25 protein-coding genes and 3 pseudogenes are annotated in these 24,314 nt (G+C 28.7%); 16 read left to right on the top strand and 12 right to left on the bottom strand.

All coding sequences use genetic code 11. The features are described from left to right. Nucleotides 1-28: 28 nt before the first annotated feature. From N5D46_RS00305 to N5D46_RS00295, 3 genes are all read right to left on the bottom strand, one after another. Nucleotides 29-292 carry a hypothetical protein gene (locus N5D46_RS00305; RefSeq protein ID WP_125349508.1) on the bottom strand — a complete coding sequence of 88 codons (264 nt, stop codon included), beginning with the start codon at nucleotides 290-292 and terminating at the stop codon, nucleotides 29-31. Then, nucleotides 280-1,374, bottom strand: coding sequence for a hypothetical protein (locus N5D46_RS00300; RefSeq protein ID WP_280048886.1), 1,095 nt, complete (start codon nucleotides 1,372-1,374; stop codon nucleotides 280-282). Before N5D46_RS00300 ends, N5D46_RS00305 begins: the two co-directional genes overlap by 13 nt. A 121-nt stretch (nucleotides 1,375-1,495) precedes the next feature. Further along, entirely contained in the window at nucleotides 1,496-2,335 is an 840-nt protein-coding gene (locus tag N5D46_RS00295; RefSeq protein WP_280048885.1) for an aldo/keto reductase, read from the bottom strand. Nucleotides 2,336-2,503: 168 nt separating this feature from the next. On the opposite strand from N5D46_RS00295, the gene N5D46_RS00290 reads away from it, so the two are divergent. The 6 genes from N5D46_RS00290 (at nucleotide 2,504) to N5D46_RS00265 (ending at nucleotide 6,457) form a co-directional block, all read left to right on the top strand. Then, nucleotides 2,504-2,806 (top strand): hypothetical protein, encoded by a 303-nt coding sequence (locus N5D46_RS00290; RefSeq protein WP_125349511.1) that lies wholly within the window; start codon nucleotides 2,504-2,506, stop codon nucleotides 2,804-2,806. A 16-nt stretch (nucleotides 2,807-2,822) separates the two neighbouring features. Further along, a complete protein-coding gene (locus tag N5D46_RS00285; protein WP_125349512.1) occupies nucleotides 2,823-3,311 on the top strand; it encodes a hypothetical protein in 489 nt (162 codons plus the stop codon). Then, nucleotides 3,289-3,627 carry a helix-turn-helix domain-containing protein gene (locus tag N5D46_RS00280; RefSeq protein ID WP_125349513.1) on the top strand — a complete coding sequence of 113 codons (339 nt, stop codon included), beginning with the start codon at nucleotides 3,289-3,291 and terminating at the stop codon, nucleotides 3,625-3,627. Before N5D46_RS00285 ends, N5D46_RS00280 begins: the two co-directional genes overlap by 23 nt. 62 nt (nucleotides 3,628-3,689) lie before the next feature. Continuing rightward, nucleotides 3,690-5,342: an alpha/beta hydrolase-fold protein gene (locus N5D46_RS00275; RefSeq protein WP_125349514.1), complete on the top strand. Its 1,653-nt coding sequence runs from the start codon at nucleotides 3,690-3,692 to the stop codon at nucleotides 5,340-5,342. 25 nt (nucleotides 5,343-5,367) lie between these two features. Then, entirely contained in the window at nucleotides 5,368-5,895 is a 528-nt protein-coding gene (locus N5D46_RS00270; RefSeq protein ID WP_125349515.1) for a hypothetical protein, read from the top strand. Between the two features lie 28 nt (nucleotides 5,896-5,923). After that, complete coding sequence (locus tag N5D46_RS00265; protein WP_260391972.1) at nucleotides 5,924-6,457, top strand: dienelactone hydrolase family protein; 534 nt, start codon at nucleotides 5,924-5,926, stop codon at nucleotides 6,455-6,457. Nucleotide 6,458: 1 nt separating this feature from the next. Here the strand turns inward: N5D46_RS00265 and N5D46_RS00260 are convergent, their stop codons facing one another. After that, complete coding sequence (locus tag N5D46_RS00260; RefSeq protein WP_280048884.1) at nucleotides 6,459-7,610, bottom strand: FAD-dependent monooxygenase; 1,152 nt, start codon at nucleotides 7,608-7,610, stop codon at nucleotides 6,459-6,461. Between the two features lie 96 nt (nucleotides 7,611-7,706). Further along, on the bottom strand, nucleotides 7,707-9,089 hold the full coding sequence (locus N5D46_RS00255; RefSeq protein ID WP_280048883.1) for a dipeptidase: 1,383 nt from the start codon (nucleotides 9,087-9,089) through the stop codon (nucleotides 7,707-7,709). Between the two features lie 111 nt (nucleotides 9,090-9,200). On the opposite strand from N5D46_RS00255, the gene N5D46_RS00250 reads away from it, so the two are divergent. From N5D46_RS00250 to N5D46_RS00240, 3 genes are all read left to right on the top strand, one after another. Then, a complete protein-coding gene (locus tag N5D46_RS00250; RefSeq protein WP_280048882.1) occupies nucleotides 9,201-9,515 on the top strand; it encodes a DUF4286 family protein in 315 nt (104 codons plus the stop codon). A gap of 311 nt (nucleotides 9,516-9,826) precedes the next feature. Next, nucleotides 9,827-10,264, top strand: coding sequence for a hypothetical protein (locus N5D46_RS00245; RefSeq protein ID WP_280048881.1), 438 nt, complete (start codon nucleotides 9,827-9,829; stop codon nucleotides 10,262-10,264). Next, on the top strand, nucleotides 10,261-10,671 hold the full coding sequence (locus tag N5D46_RS00240; protein WP_280048879.1) for a hypothetical protein: 411 nt from the start codon (nucleotides 10,261-10,263) through the stop codon (nucleotides 10,669-10,671). Before N5D46_RS00245 ends, N5D46_RS00240 begins: the two co-directional genes overlap by 4 nt. A 41-nt stretch (nucleotides 10,672-10,712) precedes the next feature. Here N5D46_RS00240 and hemL read toward each other — a convergent pair whose 3' ends face one another. The 3 genes from hemL to N5D46_RS00225 form a co-directional block, all read right to left on the bottom strand. Next, entirely contained in the window at nucleotides 10,713-11,996 is a 1,284-nt protein-coding gene (hemL, locus tag N5D46_RS00235; RefSeq protein WP_280048878.1) for a glutamate-1-semialdehyde 2,1-aminomutase, read from the bottom strand. A gap of 62 nt (nucleotides 11,997-12,058) precedes the next feature. After that, nucleotides 12,059-15,505 (bottom strand): AAA domain-containing protein, encoded by a 3,447-nt coding sequence (locus N5D46_RS00230; RefSeq protein WP_280048877.1) that lies wholly within the window; start codon nucleotides 15,503-15,505, stop codon nucleotides 12,059-12,061. A gap of 180 nt (nucleotides 15,506-15,685) precedes the next feature. Beyond that, a complete protein-coding gene (locus tag N5D46_RS00225) occupies nucleotides 15,686-16,063 on the bottom strand; it encodes a VOC family protein (protein ID WP_125349524.1) in 378 nt (125 codons plus the stop codon). 70 nt (nucleotides 16,064-16,133) lie between these two features. On the opposite strand from N5D46_RS00225, the gene N5D46_RS00220 reads away from it, so the two are divergent. Together N5D46_RS00220 and N5D46_RS00215 are read left to right on the top strand one after the other, a co-directional pair. After that, a complete protein-coding gene (locus N5D46_RS00220) occupies nucleotides 16,134-16,670 on the top strand; it encodes a hypothetical protein (protein ID WP_280048876.1) in 537 nt (178 codons plus the stop codon). 276 nt (nucleotides 16,671-16,946) lie between these two features. Next, nucleotides 16,947-17,348, top strand: a complete 402-nt coding sequence (locus tag N5D46_RS00215) for a hypothetical protein (protein WP_280048875.1) — start codon at nucleotides 16,947-16,949, stop codon at nucleotides 17,346-17,348. Between the two features lie 31 nt (nucleotides 17,349-17,379). On the opposite strand, the gene N5D46_RS00210 is transcribed toward N5D46_RS00215, so the two are convergent. The 4 genes and pseudogenes from N5D46_RS00210 to ligA all read right to left on the bottom strand — a co-directional run bounded on the left by N5D46_RS00210 (nucleotide 17,380) and on the right by ligA (nucleotide 21,191). Further along, nucleotides 17,380-17,937 carry a hypothetical protein gene (locus tag N5D46_RS00210; RefSeq protein WP_038334375.1) on the bottom strand — a complete coding sequence of 186 codons (558 nt, stop codon included), beginning with the start codon at nucleotides 17,935-17,937 and terminating at the stop codon, nucleotides 17,380-17,382. Further along, nucleotides 17,937-18,191, bottom strand: a pseudogene (locus tag N5D46_RS00205) (BRCT domain-containing protein); the annotation flags it as partial. The gene N5D46_RS00210 and the pseudogene N5D46_RS00205, both read right to left, overlap by 1 nt. Nucleotides 18,192-18,284: 93 nt before the next feature. Next, nucleotides 18,285-18,749 (bottom strand): annotated as a pseudogene (locus N5D46_RS00200) (exonuclease domain-containing protein); the annotation flags it as partial. A gap of 3 nt (nucleotides 18,750-18,752) precedes the next feature. Next, nucleotides 18,753-21,191 carry an NAD-dependent DNA ligase LigA gene (gene ligA, locus N5D46_RS00195; protein WP_280048874.1) on the bottom strand — a complete coding sequence of 813 codons (2,439 nt, stop codon included), beginning with the start codon at nucleotides 21,189-21,191 and terminating at the stop codon, nucleotides 18,753-18,755. Nucleotides 21,192-21,310: 119 nt separating this feature from the next. On the opposite strand from ligA, the gene N5D46_RS00190 reads away from it, so the two are divergent. The 5 genes and pseudogenes from N5D46_RS00190 to N5D46_RS00170 all read left to right on the top strand — a co-directional run. Next, nucleotides 21,311-21,565 carry a hypothetical protein gene (locus N5D46_RS00190; protein ID WP_280048873.1) on the top strand — a complete coding sequence of 85 codons (255 nt, stop codon included), beginning with the start codon at nucleotides 21,311-21,313 and terminating at the stop codon, nucleotides 21,563-21,565. 761 nt (nucleotides 21,566-22,326) lie between these two features. Continuing rightward, nucleotides 22,327-23,031: a phosphoadenylyl-sulfate reductase gene (locus N5D46_RS00185; protein ID WP_280048872.1), complete on the top strand. Its 705-nt coding sequence runs from the start codon at nucleotides 22,327-22,329 to the stop codon at nucleotides 23,029-23,031. Nucleotides 23,032-23,114: 83 nt separating this feature from the next. Beyond that, nucleotides 23,115-23,675, top strand: a complete 561-nt coding sequence (locus N5D46_RS00180) for a Crp/Fnr family transcriptional regulator (protein WP_280048871.1) — start codon at nucleotides 23,115-23,117, stop codon at nucleotides 23,673-23,675. A 74-nt stretch (nucleotides 23,676-23,749) separates the two neighbouring features. Next, nucleotides 23,750-24,076: a multidrug efflux SMR transporter gene (locus N5D46_RS00175; protein WP_125349392.1), complete on the top strand. Its 327-nt coding sequence runs from the start codon at nucleotides 23,750-23,752 to the stop codon at nucleotides 24,074-24,076. 51 nt (nucleotides 24,077-24,127) lie between these two features. Further along, nucleotides 24,128-24,247: pseudogene (locus N5D46_RS00170) on the top strand (GNAT family N-acetyltransferase); the annotation flags it as partial. Nucleotides 24,248-24,314: the final 67 nt, after the last annotated feature.

The raw sequence follows: 24,314 nt of genomic DNA, 5'->3' as shown, positions 1-24,314 counted from the left end.
ATCGAGAAAAAGATTTTAAAATATTAGTTTATAAATTTTCTAACATCAAGATAATTTCACTTTCGATGCGTTGCATCATTTCAGGCAAAATTTCGATTTGATGTTTTACATTTTCGATGGTATTGTACGTCAATTCTCCCGTGTTCAAATTCAAATTATATTCAATTTGTCCTTCCCACGAATTACTCGATTCGTAAAATGAAACCATTTCAAAAGGTAATCTTGGCAAAATTTCGCCAAAATGTTCTTCTAATTTGATTCGATTTTCTTGATTAATTGTTAGTTTTTCCATGATTTAATAATCATTGCATTAGCAGAAGTTTCGTAGAAAATAATTGCTAAAAGTTGTAAAAATTCAGCATGATTTAGCTTTCCAGCAACTACTTCTTCAATATCTGCTTCGTAATATTCTTCAATTGTTTTGGTCATCAAGGCCTTAAAATTCTCCAACGGAATATTTTGATCTTTCAATTCATTTAATAAATAATTATTCGAAGCTAAAAAATCAGGACGAGTTCCGAAAATAGGAGACTTACGAATATTTAACGCATTATGAAAAGTTTGCGAAATCAAAACGCCACGTTCCAATTCTTCGAATTCCCAACCTTTACGAACTCTTCTTGGATTATTTTCATAGAAAATATGGTTGTGAAAAGCGTGAATATGTTTCGCAATATCCGTGTTGGTATGTAAATAAAGGAATTGCAAAATCGAACTAAACAAATGATTTGCGTTCAGATTCGCTGGATAATATGTGTACAATAATGGATAATGAAACAATGTTGTGTACAAAGGCGAAAAACTATCAATAATGTTTAGATTCAATACATTTATTCCTTCAAAATCTACTTTCTGATTCGTTTGATAATAATTAATTCCAGCCAAATAAATATCCTCATAACTCAATTCAAACTGATTAAGATACGCTCCAATCTGTTTGAAAAAAGAAGTATTTAAGTTATGATTTGTAACTAATTTATATTGTTTATTTTCAAATTCTTTAATAAAATCTAACTTAAACTCAGACTTTAAATTATCATTGATAACTTTATCAAAATCAAATGATTTATTTCTAATTACATTGACATAAATTTCGTTGTATGTATAAATAATTTGCTTTATTGGTTCTGTATCCAAAGCTTCAAACGGATTGATGTCAGCATTTGGCGTAGCATACAACGTAAACAAACGACGAAATTCTTGTTGAATCTTTTCTTCTTCCGCAAACATATTCATCAATTGATTAGTGTTCGCAGCAATAATACTTTCACCTAAAAAAAATAAAATACCAGCTTTCAAATCTTCATCAAAACCACATCTTTCAAGGGTTTGATCAAAATAAGTTTTGAATGGATTTTCAGGATTTTGGCTCATATCGAATAATTTTTTTTATCATTTAAAAAGTAAAAGTATTGATTTTTTGAAGATTTAAAACGAAAAAACCTCTGCAAAACAGAGGTTTTTAAAATTTATTTTAGTGAATTTGTTTAACTTGTTAAAATTCAACCATTGAAGGATTCAATCCAGAAAAACCATCAGTTGGCATTTCATCTATCGCTTTTACATCTTCTGCACTCAATTTAAAATTATTTGAAGTTAAATTTGCTTCAATATTTTTTTCTGAAGAGGAGCGAGGAAGTGGTAAAATTTCTTTCGCCAAACAATAATTAATACAAATCTGACCAACTGAAACATTGTATTTATCAGCCAAAGAAACAATTAATTCGTTCTCCAAAATTCTTCCCGAACCTAGTGGACTCCATGCTTCAACTAACAAATCGTTTTGTCTACAAAAATCGACTAATTCTGGTTGCGAATGTCCTGGATGAATCTCAATTTGATTAACCATTGGTTTGATTTCAGCCGTTTCAAATAAAGCTTCTAAATGATTGATATTGAAATTACTTACACCAATCGCTTTTGCTTTTCCAGATTTGTAAATTTCCTCAAAAGCTCGCCAAGTTCCAGCATTCAATTCTGCCCAATTATCAGGAAATTGCGTTTCATTTGCTGGCCAATGAATCAAATATAAATCCAAATAATCTGTCTGTAAATCCGTTAATGTTTGCTGAAATGCAGCCATTGCTTTTTCGTATCCACGCTCAGAATTCCAACATTTAGATGTAATGAATAATTTGCTACGATCTACATTTTCAGCTTTCAAAACTGTTCCAATTTCTTTTTCATTTTTGTAGATTGCTGCCGTGTCAATATGTGTATATCCTTTTGTTAATGCTATTTTTAGAGGTTCTATAACTTTTTCACCTTCTAATAACCATGTTCCAAATCCAATTGCAGGAATTTCGATCCCGTTTGATAGTTTAAAGTTTTCCATTTTTTCAATATTTATATATTCAAATTTATCTCAAAACAACCAATTTCAATAATTAGTAGACGTTAATTCTTATGTTAAAACTCATTTATAGAAATCTTAAATTTAATTGTTTGTTAATAAAATAGTTCTATATTTATTCTCGAAAAGTGATAGGAAAAAATATTAAAAATGACACAATTTACAGGTACGATTGAGGATTTTATGAATACACATGAAGAATTTATTAATACTTTGATTCTTAGAAAAATTAATCAACAAGTTGTATTAGATAAGAAAGATGCAGAAGATATTCAGCAAAATGAATTTATTCAACAAAAATTAGATGATTTAAAAGAACATATGACTGATTTGTTCGAAAATGAATTTGGTGATTGGGAAATTACAATGGATTTAGAATCTTTTGAACAAGAATTTGATAAACATTTTCAGATTTCGAAGCAAGAATTAGAAGATAATGTGCTGTTGATGTAGGGGATTATTTAAAATAATGTTCAGAACTTTTAAACCTAATAACAAACTACTAAAAAAGTATATTGATTATTATTATGTTGATATTAAACATGATAATACATTAACTGTATATGATTGTTTTCCACATTTTAATAATACGATTTCTGTTTACAAATCACATCAATATATAAACGGGAATTCTGTTTACAAACAAAATGGAATTCCTCTTCAAATTTTTACTCCATTAAGATCAGATGTTTTACAGATTCAACAAATTGGTTCTGTTGAACGTTTTGTAATTGTTTTTAAACCTTTTGGAATCAATCAATTTCTGATTAATATAGATTTCTCAAGTATTATAGATGATTTAGATTTTTTCAATGAAGAAGAGTGTAATCATTTGTTTAATTACATAAAATCTGAAGAATTTATTTCAATAATTGAGCCTATTTTATTGAATAAAATAACTAGAATTGAAAATGTAATTATAGAAAATTCAATAGATTATATTTTTAAAACATTATGATGATTTTACAGTTAATCAACTTGCTGATTATTTAGGTTTTAGTCGAAAACATATCAATAGGGTTTTCAAAGAAAATATTGGAGTTTCCATTAAAAATTTTCATGAAATCGTTTTATTTAGAAAAACGGTTGAAGAGAAATTGTTACATAATCCTGATGAAACATTTACGTCGATTGCGCATAAATTAAATTTTACGGATCAATCTCATTTTAATCGTTTGTATAAAAAATTTGTTTCTGAATCACCCAATCAATTTTATAAAAATGGAGAATTAATAGGAGAGGAAGATACTTTTTGGAGATTTTATAAAGATTAAAATGTCCCAATTTTACAAGTTTATTAGGGGTGTTGATGGTATTTTTACACAAAATTCAACCCATGAAAAATTATATCTTTATACTTATCTTATTTCTATCCACACAAATTTTTAGTCAAGAAACATATTCTAGTTTAATTTCAAAAGCTGAAAAGTTAGTTGAAGAAGACAAGAAGGAATTAGCTTTAGATTATTATACAAAAGCATTCAATCTACATAAAGACAGTATCAATAATTTTGATTTATATGATGCGGCTGAACTTTCTAACATAATTGGTCAAGCAAATCAAACATTTTATTTTTTAGAAAAGTTAATTCAGAGAAATCCGAAACTATACCCAGGTTGGTATTTTATTTTAGATAAAGATTCGAAAGTGAAATTCAAAAATCTATTAAATGATAAACGTTGGCAGAATTTAGAAGTAACCTCAAATAAAAAATCTAAAAGATTTTATGACAGTATTCAATTGACAAATGATGAGTTTTTTAGAATTAAGAAATCAACAAATTTAGAGATTAAAGATAAGAAAAAACTTTATAAAAGTTTGAAAAATTCTTCATCTTATTTACCGAAAAAAGAACAAAATTATTCTATTTTCTTTCCAATTAATGATACTTTAAAGTCATCTTATTTTATTCATTTACCTAAAAATTATAACCCAGAAAGAAAATATCCTATGCTTATCTTCCTTCATGGAGCTGTATTTTTCAGTGAATTTGAAAAATTTTCTACTGATGAAGATTTGAAAGGTTGGAATAGATTTTATACTAAATATGCGGATCAGAATGATTTTATTTTAGTTTTTCCTAAAGCTGATAAACGTTATAATTGGATGACAGAAAAAGGATTTTATATGGTTCCAGAAATTGTTCGACAAATAAAATCAACAATTAATGTAGATGATAATAAAATGTTTTTAACGGGACATTCTAATGGAGCAACTGGTTCGTTTAATTATTTAGTAAAACAACCAACTTATTTTGCAGGTTTTTATGGCTTTAATACGCAGCCAATTGTAAGAACAGGAGGAACATTTATTCAAAATGCATTGAATCGTTCTTATATAAATTTCTCTACTGATTTAGATTATTATTTTCCACCACAAGCTAATGATGATTTAACTGCATTGATGCAATCATTACATATTGATTATAAAGATTATCGATACAATGGTTATCCGCATTGGTTTCCAGAATTTAATGGTTCAGAGCCTGCGTATAAAATTTTGTTTGATGATTTGTTGAATAGAAAAAGAAATCCATTTCCGAATAAATTAATTTGGGAAACAGATGATGTGAAATACGGAAAAGTTGATTGGATAGAAATCACAAAACTGGATACAATTTCATCTAAAAAAGAGTGGCAAAAAAACTATAATTTCAAAATAACTAAATGGTTAGAATATGATGATAATGATAGTCTACAAATAAAAGATGTGGATAAAATGGCTTTTAATTTTCCTCGTGAATCAGGTTTAATCAAAGTAAATTATTCCAAAAATAGATTTGATATTGAAACATCTTCTGTAAAATCATTTCGATTATATATTTCTCCTGAAATGATTAATCTGAACAAAAAATTAAAAGTCTATGCTAATAATAAATTGATATACAGTCAAAAAGTAGATTACAATCCATCTTTTATGAAAGAAAATTTCAATAAAAATATGGATAAAGTACAAGTTTGGATTAATTATATTGATTTTGAATTATAATTAACATCACTAAAAAAACATGATTATGAAAAAAATATTCTTACTAATTATATTCTTTTTGTTTACTTTTATTAATGCTCAATCTTATGAGGAAAAAACAATTATACTTCAAGAATTGTTAAAAGATAAAAAATATTGTGAAGCACATAAAATTTTTGAACAAATTCTGAATAATGAAAATCGAAACCCTTATGATTTTTATTATGGAGCAATCTCGTCAGTAAATTGTAATAAACCAAATCAAGCATTAGATTGGTTAGAAATGGGAGTTCAAAAAGGTTTAGGTTCTACCAAAGAAGAAGTTGATTATCTTTCTAATGATGAAAATTTTTCTAAGATTTATTCTGATCCTAAATGGAATAATTTAGTTTCTGTGATGAAAGAGAAGTTAAAAGAAAAAGAACTTCGTGAAGAAAAATTAAATGTAGATTGGTTAAAAAGTATAAGTAACAATAGAGTAAAAAATAAAAACAGATCAGCCAAATGCAGGATTTGCTTTATATACAAACAATGTAGATTCTATCAAAGTTCCTTATTTGGTTTTAATTCCTAAAAGTTATTCGTCTAAAAAGCCTTCAAGAATGATTGTTTATTTGCATGGAGGAGTGGTGAGTACAGAAAATTTTACTCATAATAATTATCAAATAGAGCAAGAATCTATATTTTCTTTGGCAGATGAATACAATGCTATTATTCTGTATCCATTTGGAAAAAAAGCTTTTGAAAATGTCTTATCGATTGTAAAAGAAGTTGAAAAAAAATATTCTATAAACAAGAAAGAAATTTATCTTGGAGGAATGTCAAATGGCGGTTCAGCAACTTTTTGGTTTGCAACAAATCATTCGAATTTGTTTAAAGGTTTTTATGCTTTTTCTGCAGATCCAAAATTAAAAATTGAAGAGATTGACTTTTCTAAAATCAAAAAACCTTTTTATATGTTGAATGCTAAAGATGACAACGTTTTTAAATTTGAGGAAGTGGAATCAATTTATTTAAAAAAACATAACAAAAATTGGCATTTAGAATCATTAGAAAAGGGTAATCATGGTTTTGTTTACCAAGAAAACGGAACAGAAATAATGAAAAACTTATTAGATAAATTAATAATGGAATAAACTAAATCTTCATAAAATCTTCTTCCAATAAGTCTTCTAAAGGACTTTGCATCAAAGATTGTGGTAAATTTCGGAAAGCAAAATTTCGTATATTCATCAAAAATTTATTGTCTACTTGAGCAACTTTTCCAGCCAAACGAGAAGTATCGATAATATAATGTGTTCGTTTCAAACGACGTAAATTATAATGTTCAAAAGCTAACAAAATATCAGTATCTTTTTTGATTAATTCATCATACAAAACGCAAACATCTTCAACCGCCATGCATGCGCCTTGCCCCATGTTTGGTGTGGTTGCATGTGCTGCATCTCCAATTAATAAAACACGATTAAATGCATAATTATTAATCGGTTTTATATCCATAATTGGCGTAGCAATTATACTTTCTGGATTCGTTTTTTGTAAAGTATTTCTGATTTGTCCCGAATAATCTTTGAACTGATTTTTAATATCACTTAAAGCGTAGTTGTAAACTTCAGAATTTAGTTTTGTATTGACACAAGCGTACCAATATATTTGATGATTGATAAGAGGAGTCAAACCAAATCGACCATTTGGTCCCCATGTTTCGATACTTTTCTTTGAGTTATACGATTTATCTTCCACAATGGCACGCCAACAAATATATCCCGCATAACGAGGTGTCGACTGTTTTAACAATTGTTGACGAATTGTAGAATTTATCCCATCAGCACCAATTAAATAATCACCTTCTGTAGAAGTTCCATCTTCAAAATGAAGGACAACTTTCTCAAAACTTTGTTCAAATAATTTTATTTTTTTTGACGTTTTAATTTTATTCGAATCAATTTTCGAGACTAGATAATGATGTAAATCTGCACGATGAATGGCAAAATTTTCGTTGTTGTAATTTTTTCTTAATCGTTCTGTATCGGCTTTCAGAATCGTTTTTTCTTTCCAATCTTGAATTTCAAAATCTTCTAACATATGCCCCAAAGGAGCAACTTCTTCTGCTAAACCTAGAATTTCAAATGCTTTCATTGCATTAGAAGCCAAACCAAAACCAGCCCCAATTCCACGAACTTCTGACGAAGCCTCGAAGATTTCGTAATCATAATTTAAGTCTTGCAAAGCTTTTGCTAAAGTTAAACCCGCAATTCCTGCACCCGCAATTAAGAATTTTTTACTCATTGATAAAAATAAAGTTCAAAATTAATCATTCTACTATAAACCAAAAAGAAAAGCGAATCAATTTGATTCGCTTTTCAGAAGTTATTTTGTCGAAAATTATTGTTCGTTAAAATATTTGTAGAAATATGGAATAGTTTCGATTCCTTTGTAGAAATTGAATAAACCATAATGTTCGTTTGGAGAGTGGATAACGTCAGAGTTTAATCCGAATCCCATTAAAACAGATTTTGTTCCTAATTCTTCTTCGAATAAAGCAACAATTGGAATAGATCCACCAGCTCTTTCGGCTAACGCTTCTTTCTCAAAAGTTTCAGCTAACGCTTTTTTAGCAGCGATAAAACCAGGATGATTTGTTGGTAAAATATAAGGTTTACCTCCATGATGTGGTTTTACTTTAACTTCTACAGAAGAAGGCGCTAAAGTTGGGAAATAATCTGCAAATTGTTTTGTTACAACTTCTGGATCTTGTCCAGGAACCAATCGCATTGAAATTTTAGCATACGCATGAGAAGGAATAACTGTTTTAGCACCTTCGCCAATATATCCTCCCCAAATTCCGTTTACATCTAACGTAGGACGAATAGACGCTCTCTCGATTGTAGAAAAACCTTCTTCTCCTTGAATATCAGCTATACCGATAGATTTTTTGTATTCTTCAACATCAAATGGAATTTTTGCTAAATCAGCTCTTTCATCTTCAGTTAATTCAAGAATTGGTTCATAGAAACCTGGAATTGTAATGTGACCTTTTTCATTGATTAATTTTCCAATCATTGTTGCTAAAACATTAATCGGATTAGGAACAGCCCCACCATAAACACCAGAGTGCATATCGCGATTAGCTCCTTTTACCTCAACTTCTACATAAGATAAACCACGTAAACCAACTGAAATAGAAGGTTGTTCGTTTGAAATCATAGAAGTATCAGAAATCAAAATCACATCATTTTTTAATTTCTCTTTATTGTTTTTAACGAAATTTACTAATGAAGGAGAACCAACTTCTTCTTCACCTTCGATCATAAATTTAACGTTACAAGGTAATTCGTTTGATTTGTTTAACGCCTCAAAAGCTTTAACGTGCATAAACATTTGACCTTTATCATCAGCAGAACCACGTGCGAAAATTGCTCCGTCAGGATGAATTTCTGTCTTTTTGATTACTGGTTCGTATGGTCCAGATTCCCATAATTCTAAAGGATCAGCTGGTTGTACATCGTAGTGTCCGTAAACTAAAACAGTAGGTTTTGAAGCGTCAACTATTTTTTCTCCGTAAACAACAGGAAAACCTTCTGTTTCGCATACTTCAACATTATCAGCACCTGCTTCTTTTAAATATTTTGCCACCATTTCGGCAGCATCATTTACGTCTTGTGTGTAGGCTGGATCAGCACTAACTGAAGGAATTTTAAGTAATTCGATTAATTCATCAAGAAAACGTTGTTTATTATCTTGTATAAATTGTTGCGTATTGTTCATCTTTGTTTGTTATGAATAATAGGTAAATTTAAACATAAAATCTTGATTAGACTTTCTTTTTCAAGAAAAATATAATGCGAAAACCTTTGTATCTTTGCAAAAAATTAGATAATGATATTATATAATACAACTTTTATTGTTGAACAAGAGGTGCATGACGATTGGTTTGAGTGGATTCAGAAAGAGCATATTAATGATTATTTGAAATCAAATTGTTTTATTGGCGCTCGTTTAGGAAAAATAACTTCTCATGTAGAACCAGGAGCGGTTTCTTATTCGTTGCAATTATTTGTGAATGATGAATTGACTTTAGGTAAATTCAAGAATAATTTTTTATCAGAAATTAAGCAAAAGAGTTTGCAAAAATATGCGACAAAAGTGCTAAGTTTCGAAAGTGAAATGGAACATATAGGAGATTTTAGTTGATAAAAAACTGTCTAAATTGACAGTTTTTATCAATAATCATATTCTGCTTCTTTTTTTTTCTTTTTTCTAAATTCAAGATACTTCTTTCTCAACTCTCCTTTTTGTAATAAATATTGAGCATATTCAATCAAAATATTTTTTCTGTAATTTTCTTTAAATTTTTAAGACAGATTTCTATTATATCTTCATGATACAGTCAATAGAGTAAATTGATGAAAACCAATAAGTAAAAATACTTCATTTGAGGTATTTTATTTCATTTATAATTGAAAGAAATTTACTTCAAATAAACTGGTTATAAATATTTCGTTATGAAAAAAATAATTATACTATTTGTGTTCGTTTTAGGAGTTGGAAGTGCGAAAGCACAAGATTTAAGCTTAAAAGAGAAGATTAAAATTTTGACTGAAAATAATTGGCGGCTTATTCGGTTAGAAGATCAAAATGGTAAAATGTACAGTCTGCCTGATGATTTGAGAAATAAAACACTAGTTTTAAATCCTCATAATAAAACCGCTTTTTTTTATCTTCCAAACTCGAACGAAGAGGTTTATATCTATGATGGTTATAAAATTACAGATGATAAAATTTTTATTGGAAAGGATTTTGTTTTGCAATATAAACTTGACAATTTGATTGGTGTTAAAATAAGAATTTGGGATCCTGACTATGAAGCTGATTGGGTTTGGATGGATATTCCGAAAGAAACAGATGCTGCATATTTAAAAAGTATAAATTATATCAAATGAAAAATTTATTGATATTAATTCTTTTGTTTTTCAGCTTTGTATGGGTAAATGCTCAAACAGAAGAACAAACACTCGAATGGTTGAATACAAAAAAAGCGGAAGTTTATGACGTTAGTTCTATCACAGTTCAGGAAGGAGCAAGGAGATTAGAAATTAACGGTGATATAATTCATGCTTATTCCGACAATGGAGCATATACGAAAATTAATTGGAGTGGAATAAAAGATGTATCCAAAAAAGATACAAAAAATCAAATTGTTGTTATTTCAAATACAATGTATAACGGGCTGAATACTTGTATATTTTTCAAAATAGATAATCCTGAATTAATAGAAAAATACATCAAAGCACTTCGTTATATGGCAACCTTAAAAGGAGCTAAAATGATCGATGATGATTTATTTTAATAAAAAATGCAGTAGAAAACTACTGCATTTTTTGTTTATTATTAACCTTCGAAGCTTCTCACAGCATCTAATGTTTTATTGATTTCTGTATCTTTAATTGCATCAGAAATAAACCAAGTTTCGTATCCAGAAGGAGCAATGTAAACTTCATTTGTCAACAAATGATGGAAAAATTTATTGAATCTTTCGTGATTACATTTCGTTACATCTGTAAAGTTTTTGATTTCTGTTTGTTCTGTAAAGAACACAGACATCATCGAACCTAAACGATTAATATGTGCAGGAATTCCTTTCTCAGCAAATATTTTAGAAATCTCGTTATCTAAAGTTTCTGTTGCATTATCAATACGATTAAATAATGCTCTATCATTATTAATAATATTCAAAGTTGTGATACCAGCACGCATCGCAATTGGATTTCCAGATAAAGTTCCCGCTTGATAAACAGGACCAAGAGGAGCAAGGTGATTCATAATTTCGCGACGAGCAGCAAAAGCTCCTACTGGAAAACCACCACCAATTACTTTACCAAATGTTACGATATCTGCATTGATGTTTAAACGTTCTTGAGAACCACCCATCGCTTGACGGAAACCAGTCATTACTTCATCAAAAATTAATAAAGCTCCATTTTCATCACAAATTTGTCTTAATCCTTCTAAGAAACCTTTTTCAGGAACAATACATCCCATGTTTCCTGCAATTGGCTCAACAATAATAGCAGCAATCTCGTCTTTATTTTGTTCGAATAAAGCTTTTACATCTTCCAAATTATTGTATTCGGCTAACAATGTATCTTTTGCAGTTCCTTGCGTTACACCTGGCGAATTTGGATTTCCGAAAGTTGCAGCACCAGAACCAGCTTTAATCAAAAATGAATCTGAATGTCCGTGGTAACAACCTTCAAACTTTACAATTTTATCACGATTTGTATAACCTCTTGCTAAACGAATTGCAGACATACAAGCTTCTGTACCAGAGTTTACCATACGAACCATATCGATGTTTGGTACAACAGAAGTAATTAATTTCGCAATTTCAGTTTCCAATTCAGTTGGTGTACCAAAAGAAAAACCATTTTTCATCTGCTCAACAGTCGCATTCAAAACACGCGGATCTGTGTGTCCAATAATCATTGGTCCCCAAGAATTGATGTAATCTACGTAAGCACGTCCATCTTCATCATAAATATAAGCACCTTCGGCTTTTTTGATAAAAATTGGCGTTCCTCCAACAGATTTAAATGCACGAACAGGAGAATTTACACCTCCTGGAATATATTCTTGCGCGTCTTTGAATAATGCGCTACTTCTTTGATACAACATAATTTTACAAAAATAGTTGCACAAATTTACTGAATCTTAAATGAATTATGAAGTGATTTTGATTAGATTATAAGTTTATGTGAAGATTTATTTTCTAAATACTCAATTAATGTTTTAATCAATTGATTTTCTTTCAAAATCGTTTGATTTCCAATCAAAAATAATTGCTCTTTTGCACGTGTTAACGCCACATTTAGTTTTCGGTCAACATTTCCTTGGTCATTCATATTCACCAACGCATTCAATTGTGAATGATATGTTACCGCAAAACTATACAAAATAATATCGCGCTGACTTCCTTGGTAACGCTCAACAGTATCAACTGTAATTTGTTCATGATTTGGAATATTTGCTAATTCTAATTTCTGTTTAATTAATGCAATTTGATTACGGAAAGGTGCAATAATTCCAATTGTTTTCTTTGGATCAAATGGTTTTTGATTGATTTCATATAAATGAATAATTTCTTGCACAAACTTCACAATCAAATCGGCTTCTTGTACATTCGTTGAAGGCAAATAAGGATTTTCGTCAACATTGATAAATGCAAAACGATGATTCGTGATAAAGTTTTGTAAATTATTTGATTGATTATAATGTTCAAAATGTAAATCTGCACGTTGACGATTTAAACTTTGTTTTATTTCATCATTTAAATTTGGAATATCAAAGGCTACGTTTAATTTTCCATCATAAAAATAATTGTTCGGAAAATCTGCGATTTCAGCGTGCATTCTTCCTTGATAAGTCAATTGGTCAAACGCATTTTCGTAATTATTTCGTTCACAAAATTCATACAAACGCTCGAAAATAGAATTTTTACGATTAATTAAACCAATATTTTCTAATAATTCGTTATTTGTTTTCGCTAATTCAGGATTTTGTAAAACGATTGCAGGCAATTGTTTGTGATCACCAATCATGATAAAACGTTCTGCTTTTGGTAGAATCCCAACAATTTGTGGTTCTAAAATTTGCGAAGCTTCATCAATAATAATGGTATCAAACTTCTTCAACTTCAGAATATCATTTTTACTTGAAATCGAAGCTACGGTCGAAACAAAAATGCGTTGTTTACGAATAATATCTTGAATTGTTTTTCTCGAAAATTTTTCTCCTTTTTGCTCTAAATCGGCATCTTTTTGTTCAATAATTTTATTCAATAAATTTTGATGAAATTCAGGAGAAGTAGATAATTCATTCCCAATTCTAATGAATTTTTGTTCAATTTGATCAGAAATAGCCGAATTTATCGATTCACATAATTCATCAACTGCACGATTTGTATACGCCAAAAGCAAAATGTTACAATCCTGTTTTTCATAGATTTCTTTCACCAATTCTTTGATGATAATCGATGTTTTTCCTGTTCCTGGAGGTCCATTCAACAAAAAGTAATCTTTTGTAGAAAGTGCTTTTTTCAGAATTCGATTTTGTTCATCCGAAAGATTTGAATTAAAATAATCATAATCCATTTCACTTTTTGGAACAGATTGCGTTAAAATCAAATCTTTTTTTGCTTTAGAAGAATGAATTAATCCATATAAATTTCGGTACATCGAAACGAAAGAAGAATCCATGAAATCGCGCTCTAAAGCCCATTTTCCTGTTGAATCAAACGAATCAAAAAATCGTGTATTTGGTTGTTGATAACGAAAACGTAACACAATAAATTCTCTCGAAATACTTTTGATCGTACATTTAAAAACCTGATTTGTTAAAACAGAATCTTTGAAATTATTCCGAGGATAAAGAATGCAAATATCACCTTCTCGAATCGAAATAAAATCATTAGCAGGATTGGTTCTTTTTAATTTAATTTCTCGTTTTGGATCAGAAATATGATTTTCTACAATTTCTAAATCATAAATAATCTCGAAATTATTATTTTTTTCTTCGAAAGTATTCAGCCACAAACTCGCCAAACCGTTGTTAGAAGTGGATTGTCCCAAACCAAGTTTCGCCATATATTGTTCTTTCGCAATGAAATTCGTAAACGAATAAAAATAAGCTTTTTCTAACGGTGAACTATTTTTGATCGGATAGATAAATTTATCCAACTGTTCTTCTAAAATTTCTTTGAAACGAGGATTAATTTTTCGTTTGATAAAATTGGCAGGTTTAATCGAATAAATAGTTGATTCAATATCGGTTAATGCATGATTTGCTAACCGATTTTCATTGATAATTATTCGATTTCGTAAATCAAAAATACGTTGAACTCGCGCTAAAGTTGGCACATCAAAACGTAAATTTCCTTGATATACTTTCGAATAGAAGATATAACCTTCGGTGTTTTTTGTGACATCTTTAAACTCTAAATCATATAAAACACCAATAATTTGGTAATATAAAAAGAGCTGCGTCGCATGATTTGGCTTGACACTTTTTCCATCATCAGGAAAAGGTGCACCACCAGATTTCAGCTCGATAATTTTATTTTTTCCTTCGGGATTAATGTCTAATAAATCTAAACGACCCTGAATACCATATTGTTCGCACAAAAATGAAGGCTCTATTAATGCACGATCCAACGAAATATCATATTGAGGAAAATCCTCGGTCAACACTTTTTGAATACGGTCAAAATGACCTTTTGCTTCCAGATAATAATCTTTCAAGTCTTGTGGATTCGTCAAATCGTTGCAAGCCGTATATTCTAATGGATAATTTTTGAAATCATTCTTGAAAATCTCATTAAAGTCCGTGTTTTCAATGTTTTCTGTTGAAAAATGATCGACAACTGAATTGGCAAAATTTCCTAATCGAATGTGTTTACTATTTGGCGCTTCTTCAAATTTTTTCTGAATATAATGCAATTCAGAAGTTCCATAATCCTGAAAACATTCAGCAATTGCCGAAATATCAACCAAATAATCTGGTTCGAGAATGATAAAACGTGGATGATAAATTCCTTCTTCATCAATCGTCGAATTGACTAAATTTAATTGTGCACCAACCCAAAAATCCTCAATAGAAGTAAAGTTTTCATTTACGCCATCCTCATCAATTTGAACTGTAATATTTTCTTCTGTTTCATTATCTTCATGATCGCAAATCAAACAATCTCGTTTGATTTCAATCACTTGAACACGCAATTTTTTAACCCGATTTCGAGTAAGAATTTTGTTTGTATAAAATTCTTTTTCAGGAAAATAGTAGATAATTTCTGCTGGAATCATTACTTCATAAATCGAAGAAATAAAATCTGCAATATATTTATAATGTGTAAAATATTCGTGTTCTGTCGGTTCGTATTTCTCGCTCAGAATTCGTTGAGCAGTTTTACGAAACGAATGAATTTTAGTAGAAACTTGGTATTGATTACAAATAAAAGATAGCTTCGAGAAAAAGTTAGAAAACTGTAAAGCTTCGTTTTTTGTTAACTCAAATGCAATATTTTCAACCAAACGTTTTAAATCTAAATATTTAGAATTGATTGGTTTATTGGCAAGTTGAATTTGTAAAACTTCATTTAGCAGTTGATTTCCTATTTCTTCTCGATTCACGGCGATTAATTTGGTGTAAAATTAAGACTAAATATTGTATTAAAAAGACGTTTAATCCCACGTTTTCCAATCATCACTTGTAAACAACCATTTTGGAGTTTTAATTTTACCTTGTTGTAATTTATACCAAGGATTTAATTTTTTATTCATCGGATTATTAAGAATTTGAATTTTTTCAAATTATTTAATTCTCAAAGGTGAAACAATGATAACAAATCCATCAGGATCTAAGAAAGAAATTCCATTTTCATTCCAATACGGATTTTTCGATTTTATTGGTTTGATATGATGAATTTCTAAACGCTCAATGAGTTTGTTATATTTTTGTTGCGTTGTTGGATAAAATACCAAACAATCGTCTTCATCAAAGTGATGATTGATATTTTCGTGAGTTGTTGTAAATTCTAGATGCCAGTCTAAATCTGGTTTTCCAATAAAAATACCATCATATCCATTATGATTTTGAAACTCTCCAAGGATTTCAAAATTTAAAACTTTAGTATAGAATTTTTTTATTTCGTTGATTTGATTGGTATGACGAGTGACTCTAAATTGCATAAAATTCACTATTATTATTGATTGAAAATTAGTATATTTTATTGAATTTTATGGAAATAATTTTAGTACAATGAAGAAAACTCTTTTATTAATTTCGTTTATTATTTTTAGTTCATTTAATGTATTTGCTCAAAAACAAAAAGATTATAAAAGTTCTGAAGTTATTATTTCAAAAGATTTTGAAAATAAATTAGATCCAATTAAATCAAATTTTAATCGAATTAATTCAATTAAAATTTGGTCAAAAATAAAAGAAGTTGAAACAGATGACTCTACTGAAGGAGGTTTTATAAATTATTACTTTTTAAATGATAAATTAGAAAAAATTATAGTACGAAAGTTTGGAGAATCTGGACAGTATTTGGCTGAATATTATTTGTTGAATGATAAATTATCTTTCGTTTTTGAACAAGATACAACTTATAATTTTCCTTTGTATTGGAAAGAATTTGATGATAAAAAATCGATAATAGAAGAATCTCGTTATTATTTTGAAGATAGAAAATTGATTCATTTTATAGGAAAATCTAAAAATTATAAGACTGAAAGTGAAAATACTTTAGTTGAATTTGATGAATTAATTAAGATGGAAAATAATTATAAATAAATGATTTATAATAGCTATATTACAATTTGATTAACTTGTTTTATGTTCAAACTATATCCATTTCATTTTTGTTCTTTAGTGTTATTGTTTCTATTAATTAATACACAACATTTTTGGATTCATGAAACTGGAATTTTCGCGATTGTTTTATATTTAATAGAGCTTATTTTATTCGTAGGATTAATTATTTCTACAATACTAAAGTAGTATAAATATTTTGATGATGCTGAAAGAAATTTCAAAAAAGGAATACCTGTTTTTATTAGCACTGTTTTTTTGACTTTAGTTTTTCTATATCCATCAGGAATAATTACTGATAATACAATTTATGGTAAGGATAAATTATTTGCTTTTAGTGAAGGAACCGCAAGTTGCGGTATCAGCTATCATTTTAAATCAGATAGTATTTATATTGTAAATTCGTTTTGTTTTTTCCCTTCACGAGAAGTTGGTAAATATTATCTGAAAAATGACACAATATATTTTGATACTATTACTAATAAACAATATAAATATGGAACAATTAATAGAAAAGATTCCATTTTAGAATTATATTATTTAGAACCTCGAACATTCAATTTTGACACATTGAAAGTAGATTCCACTATTATTAAAAGGAAAATTGAAAATTCAAAAAGTCATAGTTTTAATATCTCAGAAATAAATAATCTTGAATAAAAAAATCCGTCAATTGACGGATTTTATCTTTTTAATACACTTCTTCTTTTTTGAAGAAAACTGTGTCATTTCCTTTTCTAAATTTCAGTTCCGAATATCGAATCGTGTAATCATCAGACATTCCGTAAGTTTCTAAAATAAAATTATCTTTGAAACGATAATTTCTATTGGTTTTATGTTTTGCATTCGAGCCTAATTCTTCTTTCAAACTCAGTGTTTCTGGAGAAATTTTGAAGCGAGGATCAGTTTCTATTCGATTAATAATTGTATTGACATCGGCAGAATCCATAATCAAAACTGTTTCTTGTTTCATGTTTTTAATTCCAGAAATATCTGTCGAAACAATTTTTAAATTTCCTTTAAACCCAATTCCAGCTTGGTGTAAATCGGTTTTCAAATCATCATTAGAATACATTTGACTTCTGTAACCATATTTCACGATCGGAATCATCACAATAAAAAATATCGCAAGCGAAACTATCATTGCAGATTTGTTGTAGCCTGCCATTCGCAATCCATAATAGATAAATGGAATCAAAATCAATAATACAATTCCGAATATAATGACAGCAATTAATCCTGATTCCATTAGTCGTTAATCATATTTAAAAATTCGTCCTCGGTCAACACGACAACTGTTCCTATTTCTTCTGCTTTTTTCAGTTTACTTCCTGCTTTATCGCCAACAACCAAGAAATTTAAGTTTTTAGAAACTGCAGAAATATTTTTCCCGCCATGATCTTCCACCATTTTTTGTGCATCAGTTCGATTGAATTTAGTCAAAGTTCCTGTAAACAAAAACGTTTTGCCTAATAGAATATCGGTTTTTATAGTGTTAATAGAAGATGCATTAGATTTAGGTTTTCGAATTCTTTTTTTATTATCATTTTTTATATATTCAAATGCATTATCCCTAAATTCATTGAAAATTTGCCCACATATATAAGCATCTTCTAATGCATTGTGATAATTATTTTGATTAAATTGAAAATAACTAGCAAGAGTTGAAAGTTTATAATTTTCTAATTCTAATAGAGACTTAGAAATTTCTAAAGTACAAAATGATTTAAAATCTGGTTTGTGAATTTTATAATAATCTAAGGTTTTATTAAGAATTGTTATATCAGTAGATGCATTATGCGCAACAATATTTTTATCAATGAAAAAATGCTCTATTTCATTCCAAATTTCATCAAATTCTTTTTTGTTAAAAACATCTTCAAGAAATATTCCATTTATTCTAGAGTTTATTGGATTAAATTTTAAATCTATTGGTTTTATTAATGTATAATATTCATTAATTGGCTCTCCATTTGAAAATTCAACTATACCTAAAGAACAAGGAATATGTCCGTATGATGTTTCAAAATCAATGGCAACGAAATCATTATAAGTATCCATTATTTAATTTATTAAATTTAAAAATTCGTCTTCAGTCAATACGATAACAGTTCCTATTTCTTCTGCTTTTTTTAGTTTACTTCCGGCATTTTCACCAACTACTAGATAATTTAAATTTTTAGAAACTGCGGAAATATTTTTTCCTCCATGATCTTCCACCATTTTTTGCGCATCAGTTCGATTGAATTTGGTTAATGAGCCAGTAAATAAAAATGTTTTATTTTCAAGTATACTAGATATTGGAATTGATGAATTGTCGAGTTCAAATTTTAACCCGTAATTTTTTAATTTATGTACAATATTTAAATTATTTTCATTAGAAAAATAATTTTTGATACTTAATGCAATTTTGTTTCCAATTTCATCAATAGACTCTAATTCTTCAATACTTGAATCTATTAATTGTTCAATAGAATTGAATTTCTTAACAATTTTTTTAGCAACTGTTTCTCCAACTAATTTTATTCCTAAAGCAAATAATACCCTTTCGTAATTGACATTTTTAGAATTTTCAATTGAGTTTAAAATAATTTCTGCAGATTTTTCTTTAATACCAATTCTATTTCTATCAGCAATACTTATTATAAATTGTTCGAAATCTTTATTATTTTTATTATTCCAAACAAGTAATTCGTCAATATATTTTATAGTATCAATATCGTAAATTTTATTACTAAATAAATCAGAATTTTGATTTAAGATATTTGGAAATTTAATATCTAAAAGTAAATTTAGAGAAACATAATTCTCTAAGGAATAGTAATTTTGGTAATCAATATTAGTTAATGAATTTTTAAGTTCAGAGATGAATTTTGTAATTTTATTATTTTCTGTTTCAATATTTAATAACTCATTTAATGATTTAACATTTTTAGTTATGAATTCGCTATCTTTTATTGTTAGATTTCCCCATTTTTTTGAAAGAGCAAAAACTGCTTTAACTAAGTCTACTTGTAATTGATTTTTATACTTTAATCCAGCATAATCATTATCAATCCATTTTTCAAGACCAATAATCTCATTTTTATTTAAACTATAAAAATCTGAGATATTTGAGATTTTATTATTAGAATAAAGAATTTCTATAGTTCCACCACCTAAGCCCTCAATATCCATTGCTTTTCGAGAAACAAAATGTTCTAATTTTCCAATAATTTGCGGTTCGCAACCATTCTCATTTGGACAATAATGCTGCGCTTCACCTTCATTACGAATTAATTCTGTTCCGCAAGAAGGACAATTTTTAATGAATTCGATTTCTTCGGTTCCAGGTTGGCGAACATCAGTATTGACACCAATAATTTTCGGAATAATTTCGCCTCCTTTTTCCACATAAACCATATCACCAATGCGGATATCCAACTTTTTAATAATATCTTCGTTGTGGACAGAAGCACGTTTTACGATCGTTCCAGCCAAAGAAACAGGCGCAAGATTTGCAACAGGCGTAATCGCTCCAGTTCGACCAACTTGATAATCAATACTCAATAATTCGGTTTCGGCAGCTTCAGCTTTGAATTTATATGCCATTGCCCAACGTGGAGATTTTGCTGTATAACCTAATTCGTCTTGTTGTGAAAAAGAATTCACTTTGATCACAATTCCGTCCGTTTCGTAAGGTAAATTTTTACGTTCGATATCCCAATGATCTACAAAAGCTAAAACTTCTTCCAAAGAAGTACATAATTTTGACGTATGCGGAATCTTAAAACCTAATTCATCAGCGGCTTGTAGCATTTCCCATTGCGTAGAATAAGGCAAATTATTTCCAATAAAATAATACGGGAAACATTGTAAACCACGTTTAGCAACTTCGGTATTATCTTGTAATTTCAATGATCCAGAAGCAGTATTTCGAGGATTTGCATACAATTCTAAACCATTATTAGCGCGTTCTTCATTAATTGAAGCAAATTTATTGAGCGGAATTGTAATTTCGCCACGCATATAAAATCGTTCAGGATAATTTCCTTTCAATTTCAATGGAACAGATTGTATTGTACGAATATTATTCGTGATTTCATCACCTTGTGTTCCATCTCCACGCGTTACAGCCTGCATCAATTCGCCGTTTTCGTACAAAATAGAAATGGAAGCGCCATCATATTTCAATTCACAAACAAATTCTACTTTTTCACCTAACGTTTTCTCAATTCGTTTTTCCCAATCTTGCAAATCTTCAACTGAATATGAATTGTCTAACGAATACATTCTAAATTCGTGTGTAATCGTCGGGAAATTTTTTGTAACCATTCCACCAACGCGTTGTGTAGGTGAATTGACATCAAAAAAGATAGGATTTTCGTCTTCTAATCGTTTTAATTCTTTCAATTTCAAATCAAATTCGAAATCAGAAATTGTCGGATTATCTAAAACGTAATAATTGTAATTATGCTGAGTAAGCTCTTCTCGAAGCGCTAAAATTTTGTCTTGTATTTCCATTCTAAAAATGTTACCGAACAAAGATAAACACTTGAATTAATACGAACAATTTTTAAAATAATTTGGAATGATTTATATTTAGGAATATTTATTGCAACTATAAAAAAAAATAATCAACTATGAATAATTTATTAGAAGTTTTGGACACAAAATCAAAAGGTTTTGAAAATACAGTTTCAATCGTTACAACTGGAGCTGCCGTAGGAATTGCAATTTCGAAAGCGATTAATAAGAACGAAAAAATTGGAGCTGTTGTGGGAGTAGGAGTAGGTTTGCTGGTTTATGCGATGTTTAGTCCTCAAAACAAATTGAAAAAAGTGAATAAAAAATTGGAAAAACAAATAGAGGAATTTGAAGCTAAATTGGAAAAATAATCTGTTTTTATATGTAAGTATTTTAACTTATTATTTGGTGAGTTTGACTTTACCTGTGCATTTCATTTTTAATGATCTCGAAGAATATTCAGGTTATATATATGCTTATGTCGGTTGGATGACTTTTCCTTATTTGGACTTTTTTTGTTGGTTAGGAAATATTACATTATTATTTTAATGGATATTTTACCGAAAAAATGTAGGTTTTTATATTTCAATTCTAACTATAGTTTTAATGTCTTTTTATGGAATTAATCATTTGACAAGATTAAATATTTTGCAAGTGCATGAGTATGATTTACTCTTTTCGGTTATTGGGTTTGGTTATTTTCATCCATTTTTGTGTTAATTCATCATTATAAAAAATATAAATTAAAAAGTCAAACTTTGTAGTTTGGCTTTTTTCGTTTGCGATATTCATAATTTGTTCTCGAAGATGATTAGATAGAATTTATTTTTATGGTATTTTAAATATTTTTATCCTAATAATTATATTGATTTTTGAGTTAATTAATAATTTAAACTCTTCGAAAACCTCTGTTTAGTGGCAATTTGGACTAATTTTGTTCTTTTTTATGAATATGATAATTAACTATCGAAAATGATTAAAGTATAAATAAAATTAGCTTATATAATTTATTGATTCTATATTGCATTATATCTATAAAATTAGTCGAGATTAGTTTTGTTTACAAAGTTGGAATTGATACATTTGTTAAAAATAATTACTCTATAAAAACTATAGAGATTATATATGCAAAATGAATCAACTGAAAGAAATATTAGAGGAAGTAATAGAACAAACTAGTTTAGAAGAAAAATTATTGTTTTTGAATAACAACGTTAAAGAAAAAATAGTTTTTTCGACAAGTTTTGGTTTCGAAGATCAAGTTATTTCTCATGTTATTTTAAGTCAAAAATTAGACAATATTAAGATTTTTACTTTAGATACAGGTCGTGTTTTTCAGGAAACGTACAATACGTGGAACAAAACAGAATTTAAATATCAAGCGAAGATTAAACCATTTTATCCACCAACAGAGGAGTTAGAAAATTTTGTTGAAGAAAATGGAATTAATCCTTTTTACGATTCGGTTGATTTAAGAAAACAATGTTGCTATATCAGAAAAGTAATTCCTTTGAATCGTGCATTAAATGAAGCATCAGTTTGGATTACAGGTTTGCGTGCGGAGCAATCGAATAATCGACATGATATGCACGAAATAGAGTTTGACGAAGAAAAACAATTATTCAAATTCAATCCATTGATTGATTTTACAACAGGGGATTGTTTCGAATATTTGAAAGAAAATAGAGTTCCTTACAACCCGTTACACGACAAGGGTTTTATAAGTATTGGTTGTGCTCCTTGCACACGTGCTATAAACGAAGGTGAAGATTTTCGTGCCGGAAGATGGTGGTGGGAAGACAATAGTAAAAAAGAATGCGGTCTACATGCAAAGTAGACTTCAGGTGTTAATTTAATTTGAATGACTCAGCCTATTTTAGGTTGAGTTTTTTGTTTACTTTTACTAGACAAGTTTCAATAATGGAAATAGAACAAATCTTAGATCAAATTTCACCACTTTCCTCGCAGTCTATTCAGTTGATTGCAGATAAAATTCAACTAATTCGATTATCAAAAAACACCACGCTTATTGATGCCGATAAAGTTGAGAAAAAGTTATATTTCATCAAAAAAGGAATTGTTCGTGCGTATACGATAGACGATGGAAAAGAAATTACGTTTTGGTTTGGGAAAGAAGGCGATTTGATTTTATCGATGCGAAGTTATGTCGAAAATAAAATTAGTTACGAAACAATTGAATTAATGGAAGATTGTGAGTTATATGAAATTAAATCTTCTGATTTACAGTTATTTTACGCAACTAATTTAGAGATTGCAAATTGGGGAAGAAAACTTGCTGAAATTGAATTGATAAAAACTGAAGAGCGTTTTGTTTCTAGGCAACTAGGAACGGCGATTGATCGTTATAAAAAATTGTTAGAAGAAAATCCAAGTTTGATTAATCGTGTGCAATTAGGTTATATCGCGTCATATTTAGGAATTTCCCAAGTAACATTAAGTAGGATTCGCGCCGAAATTTAAGAGAATAATTTTTTAACATTTGTAAAAAAATACTATTTTTTTCTAATTCATCTTTGCAGTAAAATATTAACAAAATGAATTGGATTTTATTGATTTTAGGAGGATTATTCGAGATTGGATTTACATCATCTTTAGGAAAAGCCAAAGAAACAACAGGCTCAGAAATGTATATGTGGTACGGTGCTTTTGCAGTGTGTTTGGTCGCAAGTATGGCGTTATTAATCAAAGCAACACAAACTTTACCTTTGGGAACTGCTTATGCTGTTTGGACTGGAATTGGCGCTGTTGGAACAGTTTTAATTGGAATTTTTGTATTCAAAGAACCTGCTAATTTTTGGAGAATATTCTTTATTTTTATATTAATTAGTTCAATTGTAGGATTAAAATTTGTTTCGCATTAATGAACGAAGAAATTACAATAAAAAGAGTTGAAGAAAAACACATTACAGAAGGAAAAGAATATTTCAGCGATTAATTTCTATTTAAAGAATGGTTTCGAAAAATTCGATCAACATATTTTCAGACTTGGTGATGATGAACAAATAGATTATATGATGAGATTGAAATTATAAGATTTATAATATGTCAAAATGTCTTATTAATTCTATATTTTATCAATAATGTGAAGTGGTATTGTTT

It is taken from the genome of Empedobacter sp. GD03865 (genome assembly GCF_029840775.1).
GTDB lineage: Bacteria > Bacteroidota > Bacteroidia > Flavobacteriales > Weeksellaceae > Empedobacter > Empedobacter falsenii_B.
This window is presented reverse-complemented; position numbering and strand designations above follow the sequence as displayed.